At 69.6% G+C, this 17,657-nt stretch carries 17 protein-coding genes; 15 read left to right on the top strand and 2 right to left on the bottom strand.

Annotated elements, in window-relative coordinates; translation table 11 throughout:
- The first annotated feature begins 2 nt into the window (after window positions 1-2).
- The 11 genes from CJEDD_RS05590 (at window position 3) to CJEDD_RS05640 (ending at window position 9,295) form a co-directional block, all read left to right on the top strand.
- The gene (locus CJEDD_RS05590) at window positions 3-836 is read left to right on the top strand and encodes a F0F1 ATP synthase subunit delta (RefSeq protein WP_042406506.1); all 834 of its coding nucleotides are present in this window, start codon (window positions 3-5) and stop codon (window positions 834-836) included.
- A gap of 9 nt (window positions 837-845) precedes the next feature.
- Window positions 846-2,510: a F0F1 ATP synthase subunit alpha gene (gene atpA, locus CJEDD_RS05595; protein ID WP_042406508.1), complete on the top strand. Its 1,665-nt coding sequence runs from the start codon at window positions 846-848 to the stop codon at window positions 2,508-2,510.
- Window positions 2,511-2,559: 49 nt separating this feature from the next.
- Complete coding sequence (locus CJEDD_RS05600; RefSeq protein ID WP_042406509.1) at window positions 2,560-3,528, top strand: F0F1 ATP synthase subunit gamma; 969 nt, start codon at window positions 2,560-2,562, stop codon at window positions 3,526-3,528.
- A 3-nt stretch (window positions 3,529-3,531) separates the two neighbouring features.
- Entirely contained in the window at window positions 3,532-5,043 is a 1,512-nt protein-coding gene (atpD, locus tag CJEDD_RS05605; protein ID WP_232297698.1) for a F0F1 ATP synthase subunit beta, read from the top strand.
- A gap of 9 nt (window positions 5,044-5,052) precedes the next feature.
- Window positions 5,053-5,421 (top strand): F0F1 ATP synthase subunit epsilon, encoded by a 369-nt coding sequence (locus CJEDD_RS05610; protein ID WP_042406512.1) that lies wholly within the window; start codon window positions 5,053-5,055, stop codon window positions 5,419-5,421.
- A 118-nt stretch (window positions 5,422-5,539) separates the two neighbouring features.
- The gene (locus CJEDD_RS05615) at window positions 5,540-5,995 is read left to right on the top strand and encodes a DUF2550 domain-containing protein (RefSeq protein WP_042406514.1); all 456 of its coding nucleotides are present in this window, start codon (window positions 5,540-5,542) and stop codon (window positions 5,993-5,995) included.
- A gap of 25 nt (window positions 5,996-6,020) precedes the next feature.
- Window positions 6,021-6,713 (top strand): endonuclease NucS, encoded by a 693-nt coding sequence (gene nucS, locus CJEDD_RS05620; protein ID WP_042406516.1) that lies wholly within the window; start codon window positions 6,021-6,023, stop codon window positions 6,711-6,713.
- On the top strand, window positions 6,713-7,000 hold the full coding sequence (locus CJEDD_RS05625; protein WP_042406518.1) for a hypothetical protein: 288 nt from the start codon (window positions 6,713-6,715) through the stop codon (window positions 6,998-7,000). Before nucS ends, CJEDD_RS05625 begins: the two co-directional genes overlap by 1 nt.
- A 10-nt stretch (window positions 7,001-7,010) precedes the next feature.
- Window positions 7,011-7,313, top strand: coding sequence for an MTH1187 family thiamine-binding protein (locus tag CJEDD_RS05630; protein WP_042406521.1), 303 nt, complete (start codon window positions 7,011-7,013; stop codon window positions 7,311-7,313).
- 3 nt (window positions 7,314-7,316) lie between these two features.
- Entirely contained in the window at window positions 7,317-8,162 is an 846-nt protein-coding gene (locus CJEDD_RS05635) for a tetratricopeptide repeat protein (RefSeq protein WP_042406524.1), read from the top strand.
- Between the two features lie 77 nt (window positions 8,163-8,239).
- Entirely contained in the window at window positions 8,240-9,295 is a 1,056-nt protein-coding gene (locus CJEDD_RS05640; protein WP_273657663.1) for an HNH endonuclease signature motif containing protein, read from the top strand.
- On the opposite strand, the gene glgB is transcribed toward CJEDD_RS05640, so the two are convergent.
- Together glgB and CJEDD_RS05650 are read right to left on the bottom strand one after the other, a co-directional pair.
- Entirely contained in the window at window positions 9,292-11,481 is a 2,190-nt protein-coding gene (glgB, locus tag CJEDD_RS05645) for a 1,4-alpha-glucan branching protein GlgB (RefSeq protein ID WP_042408712.1), read from the bottom strand. The two genes, CJEDD_RS05640 and glgB, sit on opposite strands and share 4 nt — an antisense overlap.
- Window positions 11,482-11,490: 9 nt before the next feature.
- Entirely contained in the window at window positions 11,491-13,518 is a 2,028-nt protein-coding gene (locus tag CJEDD_RS05650; protein ID WP_042408716.1) for a maltotransferase domain-containing protein, read from the bottom strand.
- A 140-nt stretch (window positions 13,519-13,658) separates the two neighbouring features.
- On the opposite strand from CJEDD_RS05650, the gene CJEDD_RS05655 reads away from it, so the two are divergent.
- From CJEDD_RS05655 to CJEDD_RS05670, 4 genes are read left to right on the top strand one after another with little or no spacing between them, the layout of a single operon-like run.
- Window positions 13,659-14,453: an ABC transporter ATP-binding protein gene (locus tag CJEDD_RS05655; protein WP_232297748.1), complete on the top strand. Its 795-nt coding sequence runs from the start codon at window positions 13,659-13,661 to the stop codon at window positions 14,451-14,453.
- A 17-nt stretch (window positions 14,454-14,470) separates the two neighbouring features.
- A complete protein-coding gene (locus tag CJEDD_RS05660) occupies window positions 14,471-15,355 on the top strand; it encodes an NUDIX hydrolase (RefSeq protein WP_042408722.1) in 885 nt (294 codons plus the stop codon).
- Window positions 15,345-16,484, top strand: a complete 1,140-nt coding sequence (locus tag CJEDD_RS05665; protein WP_042408725.1) for a THUMP-like domain-containing protein — start codon at window positions 15,345-15,347, stop codon at window positions 16,482-16,484. The genes CJEDD_RS05660 and CJEDD_RS05665 overlap by 11 nt, the downstream gene beginning before the upstream one ends.
- Window positions 16,485-16,494: 10 nt before the next feature.
- Window positions 16,495-17,616 carry a cysteine desulfurase family protein gene (locus CJEDD_RS05670; RefSeq protein WP_042408728.1) on the top strand — a complete coding sequence of 374 codons (1,122 nt, stop codon included), beginning with the start codon at window positions 16,495-16,497 and terminating at the stop codon, window positions 17,614-17,616.
- The last annotated feature ends 41 nt before the right edge of the window (window positions 17,617-17,657 follow it).

The following is a 17,657-nucleotide window of genomic DNA, read 5'->3' on the forward strand; positions in this document are numbered from 1 at the left end:
AGATGAAGGCAGCTAGTCGCGAAGCACAGTCGCACGTCACGGAGCAGCTCGACGAGCTGGTTCGCAGCGCCGACAACGCCGTCGCCACCGCCGCGCAGGTCGGCACCGAGCTGTTCCTCGTTGTGGACCAGCTCGACACCGAGCGCGCGCTGCGCGTAGCAGTCGCCGACGCCTCGCTCGACGCCTCGCAGCGCGAAGGCATCATGCGCGAGGTCTTCGGCGGCAAGGTCGCGGAGCCCACCCTGAACATCCTCACCGCCGCCGCGAAGGAGGAGTGGTCGACCCCGCGCGAGTTCCGCACGGGCCTGATCAACCTCGGCCGCCGTGCGCTGGAGCTGGGTGCGAAGGAGCAGGGCCAGCTGGAGCAGGTGGAGGAGGAGCTCTACCAGCTCTCCATCCTGCTCGAGGACGAGAAGGAGCTCACCCAGCTGCTCTCGGACCGGACCGCGACCCCGGCGCAGAAGCGCGGGCTGCTGGCTAGCGTGATTTACGGCAAGGTGACGATGTTCACCGAGGCTCTGGCACTGCAGGTGATCGGCCGGCCGAACCGCAACCCCGTTGACGACCTGGCCTCCCTGGCCGGGGGCGTCGCGGAGATGCGCGGCAAGGCCGTGGCGCGCGTCGCGTCCGCTGAAGCACTCAGCGATGCGCAGCGTACGGCACTGGCAGGCAAGCTGGAGCAGATTTACGGTCGCGAGATGGCCATCCACTCTGAGGTTGACCCCAGCCTCCTCGGCGGAATGGTTGTCCGTGTGGGCGATGAGGTCATCGACGGTTCGACGCGCGGCAAGCTCGAGCGTCTCCGCACCGACATGGCGGCCCAGGCGACCAAATAGAACAGAAATATGCTGGAAGAAACTACCGAGAGCAGGAAGAACATGGCGGAGCTGACGATCTCCTCCGATGAGATCCGTAGCGCGATAGCGAACTACACCTCGAGCTACTCCGCGGAGGCCTCCCGTGAGGAGGTCGGCGTGGTGACTTCGGCTGCAGATGGTATTGCCCAGGTTTCCGGGCTGCCAGGCTGTATGACGAACGAGCTGCTCGAGTTCCCGAACGGCGTCATCGGCGTCGCACAGAACCTCGAGACCGACTCCATCGGTGTCGTGGTGCTGGGTAATTTTGAGACCCTTTCCGAGGGCGACGAAGTCAAGCGGACGGGCGAGGTTCTCTCGATCCCGGTCGGCGAGAACTTCCTCGGCCGCGTGATCAACCCCCTGGGCCAGCCGATCGACGGCCTCGGCCCGATCGAGTCCAACGAAGAGCGCGCCCTGGAGCTCCAGGCCGCAGGCGTCCTCGACCGCCAGCCGGTCGAGGAGCCGATGCAGACTGGCCTCAAGGCGATCGACGCCATGACGCCGATCGGCCGCGGCCAGCGTCAGCTCATCATCGGCGACCGCAAGACCGGCAAGACCGCGGTCTGCATCGACACCATCCTCAACCAGAAGGCGTTCTGGGAGACCGGCGATCCGTCGAAGCAGGTCCGCTGCATCTACGTCGCGGTCGGCCAGAAGGGCTCCACCATCGCTGGTGTGCGCCAGACGCTGGAGGAGAACGGCGCGCTGGAGTACACCACCATCGTGGCGGCCCCGGCGTCGGACTCCGCCGGCTTCAAGTGGCTGGCGCCGTTCTCCGGCGCCGCGCTCGGCCAGCACTGGATGTACCAGGGCAAGCACGTCCTGGTCATCTACGATGATCTGACCAAGCAGGCCGAGGCCTACCGTGCGATTTCCCTGCTGCTGCGCCGCCCGCCGGGGCGCGAGGCGTACCCGGGCGACGTGTTCTACCTGCACTCCCGTCTGCTGGAGCGCGCCGCGAAGCTCAACGACGAGCTCGGCGCCGGCTCCCTGACCGCGCTGCCGATCATCGAGACGAAGGCGAACGACGTGGGCGCCTTCATCCCGACGAACGTCATCTCGATCACGGACGGCCAGGTCTTCCTCCAGTCCGACCTGTTCAACCAGGGCGTGCGCCCGGCTATCGACGTGGGCATCTCCGTGTCCCGCGTCGGCGGCGCCGCGCAGACCAAGGGCATGAAGAAGGTCGCCGGTAACCTCCGTCTCGACCTCGCCGCGTACCGCGACCTGGAGGCGTTCGCCGCCTTCGCGTCCGACCTCGACGCCGCTTCGAAGAAGCAGCTCGAGCGCGGCCAGCGCCTCGTGGAGCTGCTCAAGCAGTCCGAGAACTCCCCGCAGTCCGTCGAGTTCCAGATCATCTCCATCTGGGCCGCGAACCAGGGCGTCTTCGACGTCGTTCCCGTCGAAGACGTCCGCCGCTACGAGGCCGAGCTGCACGAAGCGATCCGCGCCAACGCCCCGCAGGTCTACGACCAGATCGCGGGCGGCAAGCAACTGGACGAGGATTCCCAGAACGCCATCCTGCGCGTCAACGAGGACCTCGCCCGCAGCTTCGAGGCGTCGTCCGGCGAGCGCATCGTGCGCGAGCCGGAGCACGAGCCGCTCGACTCGCGCGAAGTGGCCAAGAACAAGCTCAACGTCAGCCGCTCCTAGCGTCGTCGCACGCGCTAGGACAACTACTTAAAGGAAGGGAGGAATCACCATGGCAACGCTTCGCGAATTGCGCGACCGCATCAGGTCCGTCAACTCTACGAAGAAGATCACGAAGGCCCAGGAGCTGATCGCCACCGCGCAGATCACCAAGGCCCAGCAGCGCGTCGAGGCGGCGAAGCCGTACGCAGACGAGCTGAAAGACGTCATGGAACGCCTCGCAGCCGCGAGCTCCCTGGCCCACCCCATGCTCCACGAGCGTGAGAACGGCCGGGTCGCGGCGATCCTCGTGGTCACCTCTGACCGCGGTATGGCCGGCGGCTACAACCACAACGTCCTGAAGATGGCGGCCCAGCTCGAGCGCATGCTCACTGACGCCGGGTACGAGGTCGTCCGCTACGTCACCGGCAACAAGGGTGTGACGCACTTCAGGTTCCGCGACATGGACGTTGAGGGCTCTTGGACCGGGTTCTCGCAGCAGCCGTCGTGGGAGGACACCCACGCGGTGCGCCACCAGATCATCGACGGCTACATGGCCGGTTCGGAGGGCACGGTGCCGCTGCGTATCGACGGGGCCGAGGGCCAGACCGTCCGCGGCTTCGACGTCGTGCACGTGGTGTACACGGAGTTCGTCTCCATGCTCTCGCAGGAGGCCCGCGTGCAGCAGCTGCTGCCGATCGAGCCGGTGCTTCAGGAATTCGAATACAAGCAGGAAGACATGCTGACCACCTCCGGCGAGGTGGCCCCGGACATGAACTTCGAGCCGGACCCGGACACCCTCATGGAGGAGCTGCTGCCGGTGTACGTCTCCAGGTTGCTGTACTCGATCTTCCTGGAGTCCGCGGCTGCGGAGTCGGCGTCTCGCCGCACGGCTATGAAGAACGCGACGGATAACGCTACGGAGCTGGCCAACGACCTGTCCCGTGAAGCAAACCAAGCCCGTCAGGCAAAGATCACCCAGGAAATCACCGAGATTATCGGCGGCGCTGGCGCGCTGTCCGGTAGTGGAGAAAGTGACTAAATCATGACTACTGCTCACTCTTTTGATGAGCGCAACGACGAGCTGGCGGGTGCGGCGCTTTCCGAGTCCACCACCCCGGCTCAGGTCGAGAACACTCAGAACCCGCGCGGTTCCGAGAACGGCCGTGTCGTGCGCGTCATTGGCGCAGTCGTCGACGTGGAGTTCCCGCGTGGCGAGCTGCCCGCCCTGTACAACGCGCTCGAGGTCGACATCGACCTCGGCGAGATGTCCAAGACCATCGTGCTCGAGGTGGCCCAGTTCCTGGGCGACAACCTCGTGCGCACCATCGCCATGGCGCCGACCGACGGCCTCGTCCGCGGCGCCAAGGTGGCGGACACCGGCAACCCGATCTCCGTGCCGGTCGGCGACCAGGTGAAGGGCCACGTGTTCAACGCGCTGGGCCAGTGCCTGGACGACCCGAGCGTCGGCCAGAGCGGCGAGCGCTGGGGCATCCACCGCGAGCCCCCGGCGTTCAAGGACCTCGAGGGCAAGACCGAGATCCTCGAGACCGGCATCAAGGTCATCGACCTGCTCACCCCGTACGTCAAGGGCGGCAAGATCGGCCTGTTCGGCGGCGCGGGCGTGGGCAAGACCGTGCTTATCCAGGAGATGATTACGCGTATCGCGCGCGAGTTCTCCGGTACCTCGGTCTTCGCCGGCGTCGGCGAGCGCACCCGTGAGGGCACCGACCTGTTCCTCGAAATGGAGGACATGGGCGTGCTGCCCGACACCGCGCTTGTCTTCGGCCAGATGGACGAGCCGCCAGGGGTGCGTATGCGCGTGGCCCTGTCCGGCCTGACCATGGCGGAGTACTTCCGCGATGTGCAGAACCAGGACGTGCTGCTGTTCATCGACAACATCTTCCGCTTCACCCAGGCGGGCTCCGAGGTGTCGACCCTGCTGGGCCGCATGCCGTCCGCCGTGGGCTACCAGCCGACCCTGGCCGACGAGATGGGTGTGCTCCAGGAGCGCATTACCTCGACGAAGGGCCGTTCGATTACGTCGCTGCAGGCCGTCTACGTGCCGGCGGACGACTACACCGACCCGGCTCCGGCCACCACCTTCGCCCACCTCGACGCGACCACCGAGCTTTCCCGCTCCATCGCCTCGAAGGGCATCTACCCGGCCGTGGACCCGCTGACCTCCACGTCGCGCATCCTCGAGCCGGGCATCGTGGGCGAGCGCCACTACGCGGTCGCGCAGAAGGTCATCGGCATCCTGCAGAAGAACAAGGAGCTCCAGGACATCATCGCCATCCTCGGTATGGACGAGCTGTCCGAGGAAGACAAGATCACCGTGCAGCGCGCGCGTAAGATCCAGCGCTTCCTGGGCCAGAACTTCTTCGTGGCGAAGAAGTTCACCGGCGACGAAGGCTCCTACGTCCCGCTCGAGGAGACCATCGAGGCCTTCGACAAGCTCTGCGAGGGCGAGTTCGACCACTACCCGGAGCAGGCCTTCAACAACCTCGGCGGTCTCGACGACGTCGAGGCTGCGTACAAGAAGCTGCAGGGCTAGGAGGAAACCATGGCTGAACTTACCGCTCAACTGGTCGCGGTCGACCGCATGCTCTGGCAGGGCCAGGCAAGCATCGTCACCGCCCAGACCACGGAGGGTGAGATCGGCATCCTTCCTGGCCACGAGCCGCTCTTGGGCCAGCTCAAGGACAACGGCGTGGTCACCATCCGCCCCGTCGAGGGCGACCGCATCGTCGCGGCCGTCCAGGGCGGGTTCCTGTCCGTCGTGGGCGACAAGGTGACCGTCCTCGCCGACTACGCCGTGCTCGCCGACGAGGTCGACGCCGCCGACGCGGAGTCCCACCTCAACGACGAGGACCGCACCATCAAGGCCCGCTCCGAAGCGGAGCTCGCCGCGGTGCGCCGCCAGCAGCTGTAGCCGCAAGCGAGGTCAGGAAGGCACCCAGCCGACCGCCTGCACGCGACACGCCCCCGCCCGGATCCCCGGACGGGGGCGTTTCGCTGTCCGTGTGCTGGGGAGACGTTAAGATGTTGCCATGTTGATCGCAGTCGCATTCGTCGCCGTCGTGGCGCTGTGCGCGTCGGGGCTGTGGCGCTTCGCCAACGTGCGCAACTCCGGCGCCCGCGCCATGATGCGGCGCCTGCCCGCCAACGGCGTCCACGGCTGGCGCCACGGCGTGCTGCGCTACGACGGCGAGCGCCTGCTGTTCTACAAGCTGCGCTCCCTCTCGTTTTCGCACGACGTCGCGCTCGACAGGCGCGGCATGCAGTTCGAGGGGTTCCGGGACGTGACCGAGGGCGAACGCGAGTTCATGCCCGACATCGGCCACGTCCTTCGCCTTTCCGGCCCGGACGGCGACTTCGAGTTCGCCGCCGACAGGCGCACGGAAATGGGGCTCGTGTCCTGGGTGGAATCGGCTCCGGACGCCCGTCAGGAGCGCGTCGATAAGCGATCGCTCGCCGCGCGCGCCCAACGCGATTCCGGGCGCTGAGCGCGCGGGCGGTAGCCTAAGGCGCATGCGTCTCGTCATCGCCCGCTGCTCCGTCGACTACGTCGGCCGCCTGGATGCGCACCTGCCCGAGGCGCTGCGCCTCATCATGGTCAAGGCCGACGGCTCGGTCTCCATCCACGCCGACGACCGCGCGTACAAGCCGCTCAACTGGATGACGCCGCCGTGTACCACCCGTATCGAGGCGGTCGTCGACCTCGACGGCGCCGACACCGGCGAGCAGCTGTGGATCGTGGAGAACCCGAAGGGCGAGCAGCTGCGCATCACCATTACGCAGGTGCTTCTCGACGAAACCAAGGACCTCGGCGTCGACCCCGGCTTAGTCAAGGACGGGGTCGAGTCGCACCTGCAGGAGCTCTTGGCCGAGCACATCTCCACGCTCGGGGAGGGGGTGACCCTCGTGCGGCGCGAGTACCCGACTGCGATCGGGCCGGTGGACATCCTTGCGCGCGACCCCGACGGCGGCACGCTCGCCGTCGAGGTGAAGCGGCGCGGCGGCATCGACGGGGTGGAGCAGCTCACCCGCTACGTCGAGCTGCTCAACCGCGACGAGCTCCTGCGCCCCGTGCGCGGCGTCTTCGCCGCCCAGGAGATCAAGCCGCAGGCCCGCACGCTCGCCGGGGACCGCGGGTTCGAGTGCGTCACGCTCGACTACGACGAGCTGCGCGGCATCGCGTCGACGGAACTGCGGCTGTTCTGATGCCGCGGAAGAACCGCCGGCAGGTGGCGTCGCCACGCTATGTGCTCCCGCGCGACGGCTCGACGTTCATCGGCACCCAGGAGATGGAGGGGCCGAGCTGGACCCGTGGCGAGGTGTACAAGGTGCGCCAGATCGGCGCGGCCGCGGCGACGAAGTACTACGTCTGCCCGGGCTGCAACCAGAACATCCCGCCGGGCGTGGCGCACGTCGTGGCGTGGCCGCGCGACACGGGCCGCGGCGCCGACGACCGCCGCCACTGGCACAAGCACTGCTGGCAGCGGCGCTAGGATTGGCGGCATGATTGCAGCGTTTTCCGTGGCCCCGACCACGACAGCAAATTCGAACGCCGAGATGTCCGACGTCGTCGCCCGCGCCGTGCGGGTCGTGCGCGACTCCGGGCTGCCGCACGAGACGAACGCCATGTTCACCCTCGTCGAAGGGGAGTGGGACGAGGTGATGGACGTGATCAAGCGCGCCACCGAGGCGGTCGCGGAGGTCGCCCCGCGCGTCTCGCTCGTGGTCAAGGCGGACATCCGCCCCGGCCACACGGACATGCTGCACCAGAAAGTCGAATCCCTGAACAAGCACTTGGAGGCGTAGACGATGGCCCAGGATTTCACCGGCGGCGCGATCGACCTCGGCGCGCTGGCGCAGCAGCGCGAGTCCCAGCGCGAGGCGGGCACGGGTTTCCAGCCGTTTGTCACCGTCGACGAGACGACGATCGAGGCGCAAGCATTCCAGCGCTCGCTCGAGGTGCCGGTCGTGCTGCTCATCGGTACGGCGCGCAGCGCGGACTCGGAAAGCCTCAAGGCGGCATTCGAGCGCCTCGCCGCAGGACAGCGCGCGTTTATGGTCGCCTACGTCGACGCCGACGCGACGCCGCAGGTCGCGCAGATGCTCGGCGTGCGCGTGCTGCCGACGGTCGTCGCGCTCGCGGCCGGGCGCCCCGTCACGGACTTCGAGGGCAACCAGCCCGCCGACCAGCTCGAGCAGTGGGTGGGCGCGCTCGTGAGCCAACTCGGGCCCCAGCTGCAGGGCCTGCGTGACGACGACGCGTCGCCCGACCCGCAGCCCGCCGAAGACCCCCGCCTCGACCGGGCGACCGCGGCGCTCAACGCCGGCGATTTCGACGCGGCGACCGCGGTCTACGACGAGATCCTCGCCGAGGACCCCGCCAACGCCGAGATCAAGCAGGCGAAGGCGACCGTCGCCGTGCTCAAGCGGGTGGAGGCGCAGGCCGAGCCTGCGGACGAGGTGGAGCGCCAGCTGCAGCTGGCGGACCGGCAGTTCGTCGCGGGCGACCCGGACGCGGCGTTCGACGGGCTGCTGGCGCTGGTGAAATCGGAGCCGCGCGCGAAGGAGCGCCTGCTCGAGCTGCTCGCGCTGCTCGAGCCGGCGGACCCGCGCGTCATCGCGGCGCGCACGAGGCTCGCAAGCTCGCTGTTTTAGGGTTATCCACAGGTCCGCTGTCGCGAATTCCACAGGCGCGGGGCCGGGGTTCGCTCGCGTGGGTTAGTGTCCTCGGCATGAATCCGTTTGATGCGTTGATTGAGGCGATGTCGGTCGCGGCGTTGGAGACGCTGGATCATTTCGACCTCGATGTCGCGCTTGCCGCCGGTGTGGAGCCGGGGCGGGCGCGGGCGTGGGCGCGCCTGCGTGAGGTGTATTTCGGGGTGACGAAGTTCACGCGCAAGCAGCGCGATGCGGTGCGGTTGGCGCGGGGGCGTTCCCTCGACGAGCTCGCGCTCATCGAGCGGCGCATCACGCCGGTGACGGACGCGGGGCAGCGGTGGGGGTTGCGCCTGGCGCTGCTGGGGGTTGCGGGGGGTTATGCGGCGATCGAGAAGGCGGCGCGCGAGCTTGTCCCGGCCGAGGAGGCGCCGGCGGTCAACCAGGCGAAGTTCGGCCCGTCGCGGCGGGGTAAGCGCACGCTGCACCTGACCTACGACGAGCGCGAGATGGCCGACATGGAGCACGCCGGCCGGCAGGGGATTGACCCGTCGAAGCCTGCGGCGCAGCAGCTTGCGGATAACTTGGTGGAGCGCTTCTTCGGCGACGGCGGGATTCCCGCGGCGGCGCCCCGGCCGATGGTGCTCGTGCCGTTGCCGGCGTTTACCCGGATCTTGGCGGGCGAGGGCGATGATGTTGTGCTGGCGATGACGGACGGCACGACGATGACGGGGGCTACGTTTCTCGCCTTGGAGTTCGGCGAGGAGCTTGAGGTGGCGGCGTTTCACCCGGCGGCGGGTGCGGTGAACTTGTATCGCACGCGGCGGTTGGCGAATGGGAAGCAGCGGGATTTGGCGCGGCTTTCGATGCCGGTGTGTGCGTTTCCGGGGTGCCGGCACGGGGCGGAGGCGTGCGAGATCCACCACGTGACGGCGTGGAAGCACGGCGGGGAGACGAACGTGGACAACCTCGCGCCGTTGTGTCGGTACCACAACCGGGTCAATGATGACGATCCGTGGCGCAACGTGCGCGGGCGCATCGCGATGATCCGCGGCGCGCCCACCTGGATCTCACCCGGCGGGGTCCCGGTGAAAAACTCCGACCGCGGGGCGATGGACCAACTCTTCGGCTAGCGCCGGAGGATGTACCACTGCGCGCTCATGGCGGGCACGTGGAGCTCGACCGACTGCTCGAACCGGTCCCACTCCGTGGGCTCGGTGTGCAGGAGGCGCGGGAGGTCGTTGCCGGCGCCGCCGTAGACGGCGTCGTCGGTGTTGATGAGCAGCTCCCACTCGCCGGCCTCCGGCAGGCCAAGGCGGTAGGCGGGCTGGGAGGCGCCGGACATGTTCACCACCGCGAGAACCGGGGTGGCGTCGACGCCCCAGCGGATGTAGGCGAGGATGTTGTGCGCCGAGTCGTCGCCCTTCACCCACTGGAAGCCCATCGGCGTGTTGTCCTGCGAGAACAGCGCCGGGGTGTCGCGGTAGACGAGGTTCAAGTCCCGCACGAGGCGCTGGATGCCGCGGTGGTAGTCGTTGCCCCAACCGTCGGCGATGTTGTCCCAGTTCACCGAGTGCGCCTCGTCCCACTCCGTGGTCTGGCCCCACTCGCAGCCCATGAACATGAGCTGCTTGCCCGGGTGGGAGAACATGTAGCCGTAGAGCGCGCGCAGGCCCGCGGCCTTGTTCCAGTCGTCGCCGGGCATGCGCTGCCACAGCGAGCCCTTGCCGTGGACGACCTCGTCGTGGCTAAACGGCAGGACGTAGCGCTCGGAGAACGCGTAGACCAGCGAGAACGTGATCTCGTTGTGGTGGTACGAGCGGTGGATCGGGTCGAGCGAGAAGTACTCGAGCGTGTCGTTCATCCAGCCCATGTTCCACTTCAGGGAGAACCCGAGCCCGTCGGCGTCGGTCTGCGCCGTCACGCCGGGCCACGCGGTGGACTCCTCGGCGATGGTGAGCACGCCCGGGTGCTCGCGGTGCACGGTCGCGTTCATCTCCTGGAGGAACTGCACGGCCTCCCAGTGCTCGCGCCCGCCGTACTGGTTGGGCAGCCACTCGCCGGGCTCGCGCGAGTAGTCGAGGTAGAGCATCGAGGCGACGGCGTCGACGCGCAGCCCGTCGAGGTGGAACTCCTCGCACCAGTACAAGGCGTTGGCGACGAGGAAGTTGCGCACCTCGCGCCGCCCGAAGTCGAAGACGTAGGTGCCCCAGTCCTTCTGCTCGCCGCGGCGCCAGTCGGGGTGCTCGTAGAGGGCGGTGCCGTCGAAACGCGCGAGCGCCCAGGCGTCCTTCGGGAAGTGGGCGGGCACCCAGTCCACGATCACACCGATGCCGTTCGCATGCAGCGTATCGACGAGCCTCCGGAACTCATCCGGCGTCCCCCAGCGCGCCGTCGGCGCGTAGTAGCCCGTGACTTGGTAGCCCCACGACCCGCCGAACGGGTGCTCCGCGACCGGGAGGAACTCGACGTGCGTGAAGCCGTTGTCGACGAGGTACGGCACGAGCTCCTCGGTGAGCGTGGCGTAGTTCGAGCCCTGCTTCCACGAGCCGATGTGGCACTCGTAGACGCTCATGGCCAGGTTCGTCGCGTCCGCGCCTGCGCGGTGGGCGACCCAGTCCTCGTCGTGCCACTCAAACGCGCTCGGCGCGGCGACGACGGAGACGGTCTCCGGCGGGGTGAGCGTGCGCTTGGCCAGCGGGTCCGCCTTGTCCACGCGCACGCCGTCGGCGGTCTGCACGGCGTACTTGTACGTCGCGCCGTCGCCGATGCCGGGGATGAAGATCTCCCACACGCCGGAGGCGCCGAGTGAGCGCATCGGGTACTGGTTCGGGTTCCACCCGCAGAACTCGCCGACGACGGCCACGCCCTTCGCGTTCGGCGCCCACACCGCGAACGAGGTGCCGGTGACCTCGCCGAGCGCCGTTTCGTACGTGCGCACGTTCGCGCCGAGCACCTCCCAGAGGCGCTCGTGGCGACCCTCGCTGATGAGGTGCAGGTCGAGCGAGCCGAGGGTGGGCAGGAAGTGGTAGGCGTCGGCGGTGATCACCGGCTCGTCGCCCGGGTAGGTCACGCGCAGCCGGTAGTCGGGGGCGTGCTCGTCGTCGAGGGCCGCGGCCCAGATGTCGTCGCCGATGGGCTCCATCGCCACCGCCTCGTTGTGCACGAGCAGCTCCACGCGCTCGGCGCCGAGGAAGCGGGTGCGCACCACGGAGCCGGCGCTGGTGGCGTGCCAGCCGTAGAAGTCGTGCGGGGCGTGGTGCTTGCACTCGACGAGCCGCTGACGGTCGGCGTCGGGGATGAGTAGGTCGGGGTTCATGGGGAGTCCTTAGGGGCGGTAGTCGTGGTCGGAAATCTGGCGGTAGGCGAGTGCTTCTCGACGCGCCTGTGGCACCTCCGGCAGCCGGAAGATGTGGGCGACGTTTTTCTCCGGGGCGAGCCGGACGAAGTTGCCGGTGTCGTTGGCCGTCCAGGTGTAGCGCTCGCCGGTGACCTGGTCGTGGACGTCGAAGGTCTCGCCGGGGTTGAGGCCGACCGAAGGTGCGTCGATACGCAGCATGCCCTCCTGGGTGGCGTGCGGGTCGAGGTTGACCACGACGAGCACCGCGTTGCCGCTGTCGGCGTCGACCTTGGAGTAGGCGATGATCTTGTCGTTCGCGATGTCGTGGAAGCGGATCTGGCGCAGCTGCTGCAGCGCCGGGTTCGTGCGGCGGATGTGGTTGAGCAGCGTGAGGTACGGCTCGAGCGACGCGCCGCGCTCGAGCGCCGCGCCGAAGTCGCGAGGGCGCAGCTGGTACTTCTCGCTGTCGAGGTATTCCTCGCTGCCCTCGGCGACGGGGCGCGACTCGTAGAGCTCGTAGCCGGAGTAGACGCCCCACAGCGGGCTTAGCGTCGCGGCGAGGGTGGCGCGCAGCGCGAACGCGGCCGGCCCGCCCTCCTGGAGGGAGGCGTGGAGGATGTCGGGGGTGTTGACGAAGAGGTTGGGGCGGCTCACGTCGGCGACGTCGACGAGCAGCTGCCCGAAGTCGGTGAGCTCCGCCTTCGTGGTCTTCCACGTGAAGTGGGTGTAGGACTGCGAAAAGCCCGCCTTGGACAGGCCGTACATGCGCGGCGGGCGGGTGAACGCCTCGGCGAGGAAGATGACGTCGGGGTCGGTCTCGTGAACCTTCGCGATGAGCCAGTGCCAGAAGTTCACCGGCTTCGTGTGTGGGTTGTCCACGCGGAAGGTGGTTACGCCGAGGTCCACCCAGTACATGAGCACCCGGTAGATCTCCGCGTAGAGCGCCTCGGGGGCGTTGTCGAAGTTGAGCGGGTAGATGTCCTGGTACTTCTTCGGCGGGTTCTCGGCGTAGGCGATGGTGCCGTCGGGCAGCACGGTGAAAAATTCCGGGTGCTGCTTTGCCCACGGGTGGTCGGGGGCGGCCTGGAGTGCGAAGTCGAGGGCGATTTCGAGGCCGAGCTCGTTGGCGTGGTCCATCATGTCGAGGAACGCGTCCTCGTCGCCGAGCGCCGGGTCGAACGCGTCGTGGCCGCCGTGCTTCGAGCCGATCGCCCACGGCGAGCCGACGTCGCCGTCCTCTGGGTCGAGCGTGTTGTTGCGGCCCTTGCGGTTCACCTCGCCGATCGGGTGGATGGGAGGGAAGTAGACGGTGTCGAAGCCCATCGCCGCGACGCGGTCGAGCGCGGCGGCGGTGGTGGCCCACGTGCCGTGGACCGGGTTGCCTTGCGTATCGACGCCTCCGGTCGAGCGAGGGAACAGTTCGTACCACGAGTTCACCAGCGCGGCGCGGCGCTCGACGAGGATGTCCGCGATCGGTCCGCGCGTGACCAGCTCGCGCAGCGGGTACTCGGCGAGCACGGCCTGCACCTCGGCGGACGTGCCCGGGGCGATGCGCTCGGCGAGCGGCAACGAGGCGTCGAGAAGCGTGGCGCGCGCGGCCTCGAGCACCCCGGGCGAGGGGGTCTGGGCGATGGCGGCGGCGAAGAGGTCGGCGCCGTGGGCGATGTCGTTGGCGAGCTGCGCCTCGGTCTGGCCCGCGGCGACCTTCTTCTCCACGGCGTTGCGCCACGTGGCCATCGGGTCGCTCCACGCGTCGACGCGGAAGCGCCACAGGCCCTGCTCGCGGGGGATGAACACGGCGTGGACGTAGTCCGGGCGGTAGACCTCCTGCTGCATGGGCACGCGGGTCTGCTCGCCGGAGGGGGAGATGAGCACAAGGGTGGCGGATACGGCGTCGTGGCCCTCGCGCCACACGAGCGCCGAAACCGGCACGACCTCGCCGACCACGGCCTTTGCGGGCAGTGTGCGCCCGGAGATCTGGGGGCGGACGTCGTCGATACCCAAGCGTGCAACCATGTTCGAAACCCTCTCGGCCGGCCAGCAGTCCTGACGCAAGGGTAGCGCGGGCCTCCCACACGCGCGGGGCGAAATAGGCCAAGATGGGGGTTGTGAAGCAGACAGACGAATTGGTGACGGACCCCGATCTCCTCGTGGACATGCGCGACGTGACGTTCGTCCGCGGCGGGCAGACGCTCGTCGGGCCCGTGACGTGGCAGGTCGAGCTCGACGAACGGTGGGTCGTCGTCGGGCCGAACGGCGCAGGCAAGACGACGCTCATCCGGATGGCCTCGGCGCAGGAGTTCCCGTCGTCGGGCAACGTGTTCATCCTCGGCGAGCGCATCGGCGCGACGGACATGCGCGACTTGCGCGCGGCGATCGGCGTGACGTCGTCGGCGGTGGCGCACCGCGTGCCGGACGAAGAGCGCGTCGGCGACCTCGTCGTCTCCGCCGGCTACGCCATCCTCGGCCGGTGGCGCGAGCAGTACGAGGCGCAGGACTACGACCAGGCACTCGAGGTGCTCGAGCAGGTCGGCGCGATGCACCTCATCGACCGGACGTGGGGCACGCTCTCCGACGGGGAGAAAAAGCGCGTCCTCGTCGCGCGCGCCGTGATGACGAACCCGGAGCTGCTCATCCTCGACGAGCCGGCCGCCGGCATGGACCTCGGCGGGCGCGAGGACCTGCTCGCGTACCTCGGCGAGCTCGCGATGGACCCGGACGCGCCGGCGATGGTGATGATCACGCACCACCTCGAGGAGATCCCGGAGGGCTTCACCCACGCGATGCTCCTCGACGAGGGCGAGGTCGTCGCCCAGGGGCTCATCGACGACGTGCTCACCTCCGACAACGTCTCGCACGCCTACCACCAGCCGATCGAGGTCACGCGTGACGGTGGGCGCTACTTCGCGCGCCGGGCGCGGGCGAAGCGCGGGGGTGCGCACCGGGCGTAAGCCCCGGGGGAGCAGCCATGCCCACGCAGAACCAGCGCATCAACCCCGCGGCGTCGTCGCTCTCGCACGACGCCGCGGACTCGATCGACCCGGGCGAGCAGAGCGGGTTCCGCGGCGCGCGCCTGTCTGCGACCGTGATCCTCTTGCGCGACGGGGTGGGCGGGCTCGAGGTCTGGATGCAGGAGCGGGTGCTGTCCATGCCGAACTACCCGGGCATCACCGTCTTCCCGGGCGGCGGGGTGGACTCGCGCGACTTCCCGCCACGCTCGTGGGACGACGGGGAGCTGTGGCTCGGCCGCTCCGCCATCTCGCTCGCCCGACAGCTGGGCGTGACAAAGTACAAGGCGCACGCGCTCATGTTCGCGGCGGTGCGCGAGCTGTTCGAGGAGACGGGCACGCTCCTCGCCGTCGACGACGAGGGCACGCTGCTTGCCGACGCCCGCCAGTTCCACGCGAGTCGCCTCAAGCTCGAGTCGCACGAGCTCTCGCTCACCGACGTGCTGCTCGAATCGAACCTCAACGTCTCCGGCGACCTGCTGCGACCGGCGGCGCGCTGGGTGGGGCGCTCGGAGAGTGGCAACTGGTTCGACACCTTCACTTTCGTTGCCGCCCAGCCGTGGGGCCAGGAGCCCGACGCCAACACGGGCGAGGCGGACGACGCGAATTGGTTCCCGCCGCAGCTGCTTCTCGACGGCTGGCGCCACGGCCTCGTCCGCCTCGCCCCGTCGACGTGGGCGCAGCTGCGCGAGATTGCGAAGTACGACGACGTCGACGCGGCCCTGGCCTCCGTGGCGGACGCGGACCTCGCGCCGATCATCGGCGACCCGGTGGCGGACGCGCGCTACAGCGACTTCTACGGCTTCATCCCCGTCGACCGGATCGGGCGCGGCCGTGGCGTTTGACCTCGACGAGGTGCGCTTTCTCGCCGCCAACGCCGCCGACATCGCGAACGTGGCGCCGCAGGTCGCGCTGACGAAGAAGACCGTGTTCGCCGACCGCGCGACGCTCGAGGCCCGCTACGGCGCCTACGCCCGCGCGGTGAGCGCGCTCATCGCCGCCCAGCGCGCGGCGGCGGGGAAGTTCCCGGGCGACTGGCTCACCGACGCCGACGCCGCCCAGCAGGCCACCCCGGCCCGCGTCGCGTGCGTGCGGGCGCGGCGCATCGCGGACGCCGGCGCCGCGTTCGTCCACGACGTCACCTGCTCCGTCGGCTCCGAGGCGCCCGCGTTCGCGGCGGTCGGCGTCGACTGGCTCGGCTCGGACATCGACCCGGCCCGCCTCGCGATGGCCCGCCACAACCTCGGTCCCGGCGCCTGGCTCGCCCGCGCCGACGCGCTCGCGCCCGTCACCAGCGGCGGCGTCGTCGTCGCCGACCCCGCCCGCCGCGCCGGGGGCCGGCGCATCACCGACCCCGCGAAGCTCGTGCCGCCCCTGCCCGCGCTGCTCGACGCCTACGCCGGCCGCGAGCTGGCGGTGAAGTGCGCGCCGGGCATCGACTACTCCGGCTGGGACGGGCTGGTCAGCGTCGTTTCCGTCGACGGCGGGGTGAAGGAGGCGTGCCTGTATACGCCGGGGTTGGGTGGCGGAGCTCGTCGAGAAGCGGTGGTGCTGCGCGGCGCCGAGGAGCGCGTCACCGACCGCGACCCGGACGACGTCGCAGTCACCGCGCCGCGCCGCTACATCGTCGAGCCGGACGGGGCGGTCGTGCGCGCCGGGCTCGTGCGGCAGTGGGCGGCGCGCCACGGGCTGAGCATGCTCGACGAGCACATCGCGTTCCTCACCGGCGACAGTATCCCGCCTGGCCACAGCGGTTTTGAGTTCATTGAGGCGGTGCCGCTGCGCGCGCTGCGCAAGTCGCTCGCGGGCCACGGGGCGGGCAGCGCGGAGATCCTCGTGCGCGGCGTCGACGTCGACCCGGACCAGCTGCGCGCGAAGCTCAAGCTGCGCGGTGACCGGCCGATGGGCGTCGTCATCGCGCGGGTGGGCGACCAGGCGGTGGCGCATGTGTGCGCCGCCCGCGCGCACGCTTAATCTGGCCGGCATGGCCTACCTCGATCACGCAGCCACCACCCCCATGCGCCAGTGCGCCGTCGACGTGTGGGTCGAGCACTCGGGCGCGCTCAACGCCGGCAGCCCGCACGCCGCCGGCCGCCGCGCGAACGCGGTGCTCGCCGATGCCCGTGAGCGCGTCGCGGCGGCCCTCGGCGCGGACCCAGTCGAGGTCGTGTTCACCGGCTCCGGCACCGAGGCGAACAACATCGGGGTGCGCGGGCTTTACCTGGCCTCCGGCATCCCCCGCGTCATCTCCACCCCGATCGAGCACCCCGCCGTGCTCGAGCCGGTCAAGGCCCTGGGCCAGACCGTCGCGGAGGTGGCGTGGCTGCCGGTGGGACGCGACGGGCACGTGCGCGACCTCGCCGCGCTCGACGAGCCGGCCGCGGTGGCGGCGGTGATGTGGGCGAACAACGAGACCGGCGCGATCCAGCCGGTCGGCGAGGTCGTCGAGCGCGCGTCCGCGGCCGGCACGCCAGTGCACGTCGACGCGGTGCAGGCCGTCGGCCACGTGCCGGTGGACTTCCACGCGTGCGGCGCGACGACGCTCGCCGCGAGCGCCCACAAGTTCGGCGGCCCGCGCGGCACGGGGATACTGCTGGCCAGGCGCTCGCCGGCGCCGCTGCCGGTCGTCCTCGGCGGGGGCCAGGAACGCGGCATCCGCTCCGGCACCGTCGACGTCGCCTCAGCTGCCGCGACGGCCGCCGCGCTCGAGGAGGCCGTCGCCGAGATGGGCCGCGAGCGGGCGCGGGTGCGGGGCTTGCGCGACGCGCTGCTCTCGGGGGTGGCGGCGGCGGTGCCGGAGGTGATCGTCGCTACGCAGGAGCCCGCGCTCGACGGGCACGCGCACATGATGTTTCCCGGCGCGAACGCGGACGCGCTCATCATGCTGCTCGACGCGGCGGGCATCGAGGTCGCCGCCGGCTCCGCGTGCGCGAGCGGGGTGGTGCGCATGAGCCACGTGCTCGAGACGATGGGCTTTACCGAGCGCGAGGCGATGGGCGCGCTGCGCGTCACGGTGGGGAGGACGACCACCAGCGACGACGTCGAGCGCTTCCTCGCGGCGATCGCGGGCGTGGTGGAGCGGGCGCGCGCGGCCGGCGCGATCTAACGCGCGTGTCGCGTGTGGTTTGTGTGACGCAAGTGCTTTAG

It is taken from the genome of Corynebacterium jeddahense, from assembly GCF_028609865.1.
In the GTDB taxonomy this organism is placed as follows: Bacteria; Actinomycetota; Actinomycetes; order Mycobacteriales; family Mycobacteriaceae; genus Corynebacterium; species Corynebacterium jeddahense.

Coding starts and splice junctions, on each gene's coding strand:
- CJEDD_RS05590 (WP_042406506.1), top strand. CDS start 3: ATGAAGGCAGCTAGTCGCGAAGCACAGTCGCACGTCACGGAGCAGCTC.
- CJEDD_RS05660 (WP_042408722.1), top strand. CDS start 14,471: ATGCCCACGCAGAACCAGCGCATCAACCCCGCGGCGTCGTCGCTCTCG.
- CJEDD_RS05640 (WP_273657663.1), top strand. CDS start 8,240: ATGAATCCGTTTGATGCGTTGATTGAGGCGATGTCGGTCGCGGCGTTG.
- glgB (WP_042408712.1), bottom strand. CDS start 11,481: ATGAACCCCGACCTACTCATCCCCGACGCCGACCGTCAGCGGCTCGTC.
- atpD (WP_232297698.1), top strand. CDS start 3,532: ATGACTACTGCTCACTCTTTTGATGAGCGCAACGACGAGCTGGCGGGT.
- CJEDD_RS05635 (WP_042406524.1), top strand. CDS start 7,317: ATGGCCCAGGATTTCACCGGCGGCGCGATCGACCTCGGCGCGCTGGCG.
- CJEDD_RS05610 (WP_042406512.1), top strand. CDS start 5,053: ATGGCTGAACTTACCGCTCAACTGGTCGCGGTCGACCGCATGCTCTGG.
- CJEDD_RS05615 (WP_042406514.1), top strand. CDS start 5,540: ATGTTGATCGCAGTCGCATTCGTCGCCGTCGTGGCGCTGTGCGCGTCG.
- CJEDD_RS05625 (WP_042406518.1), top strand. CDS start 6,713: ATGCCGCGGAAGAACCGCCGGCAGGTGGCGTCGCCACGCTATGTGCTC.
- CJEDD_RS05650 (WP_042408716.1), bottom strand. CDS start 13,518: ATGGTTGCACGCTTGGGTATCGACGACGTCCGCCCCCAGATCTCCGGG.
- atpA (WP_042406508.1), top strand. CDS start 846: ATGCTGGAAGAAACTACCGAGAGCAGGAAGAACATGGCGGAGCTGACG.
- CJEDD_RS05600 (WP_042406509.1), top strand. CDS start 2,560: ATGGCAACGCTTCGCGAATTGCGCGACCGCATCAGGTCCGTCAACTCT.
- CJEDD_RS05670 (WP_042408728.1), top strand. CDS start 16,495: ATGGCCTACCTCGATCACGCAGCCACCACCCCCATGCGCCAGTGCGCC.
- CJEDD_RS05630 (WP_042406521.1), top strand. CDS start 7,011: ATGATTGCAGCGTTTTCCGTGGCCCCGACCACGACAGCAAATTCGAAC.
- CJEDD_RS05655 (WP_232297748.1), top strand. CDS start 13,659: ATGCGCGACGTGACGTTCGTCCGCGGCGGGCAGACGCTCGTCGGGCCC.
- nucS (WP_042406516.1), top strand. CDS start 6,021: ATGCGTCTCGTCATCGCCCGCTGCTCCGTCGACTACGTCGGCCGCCTG.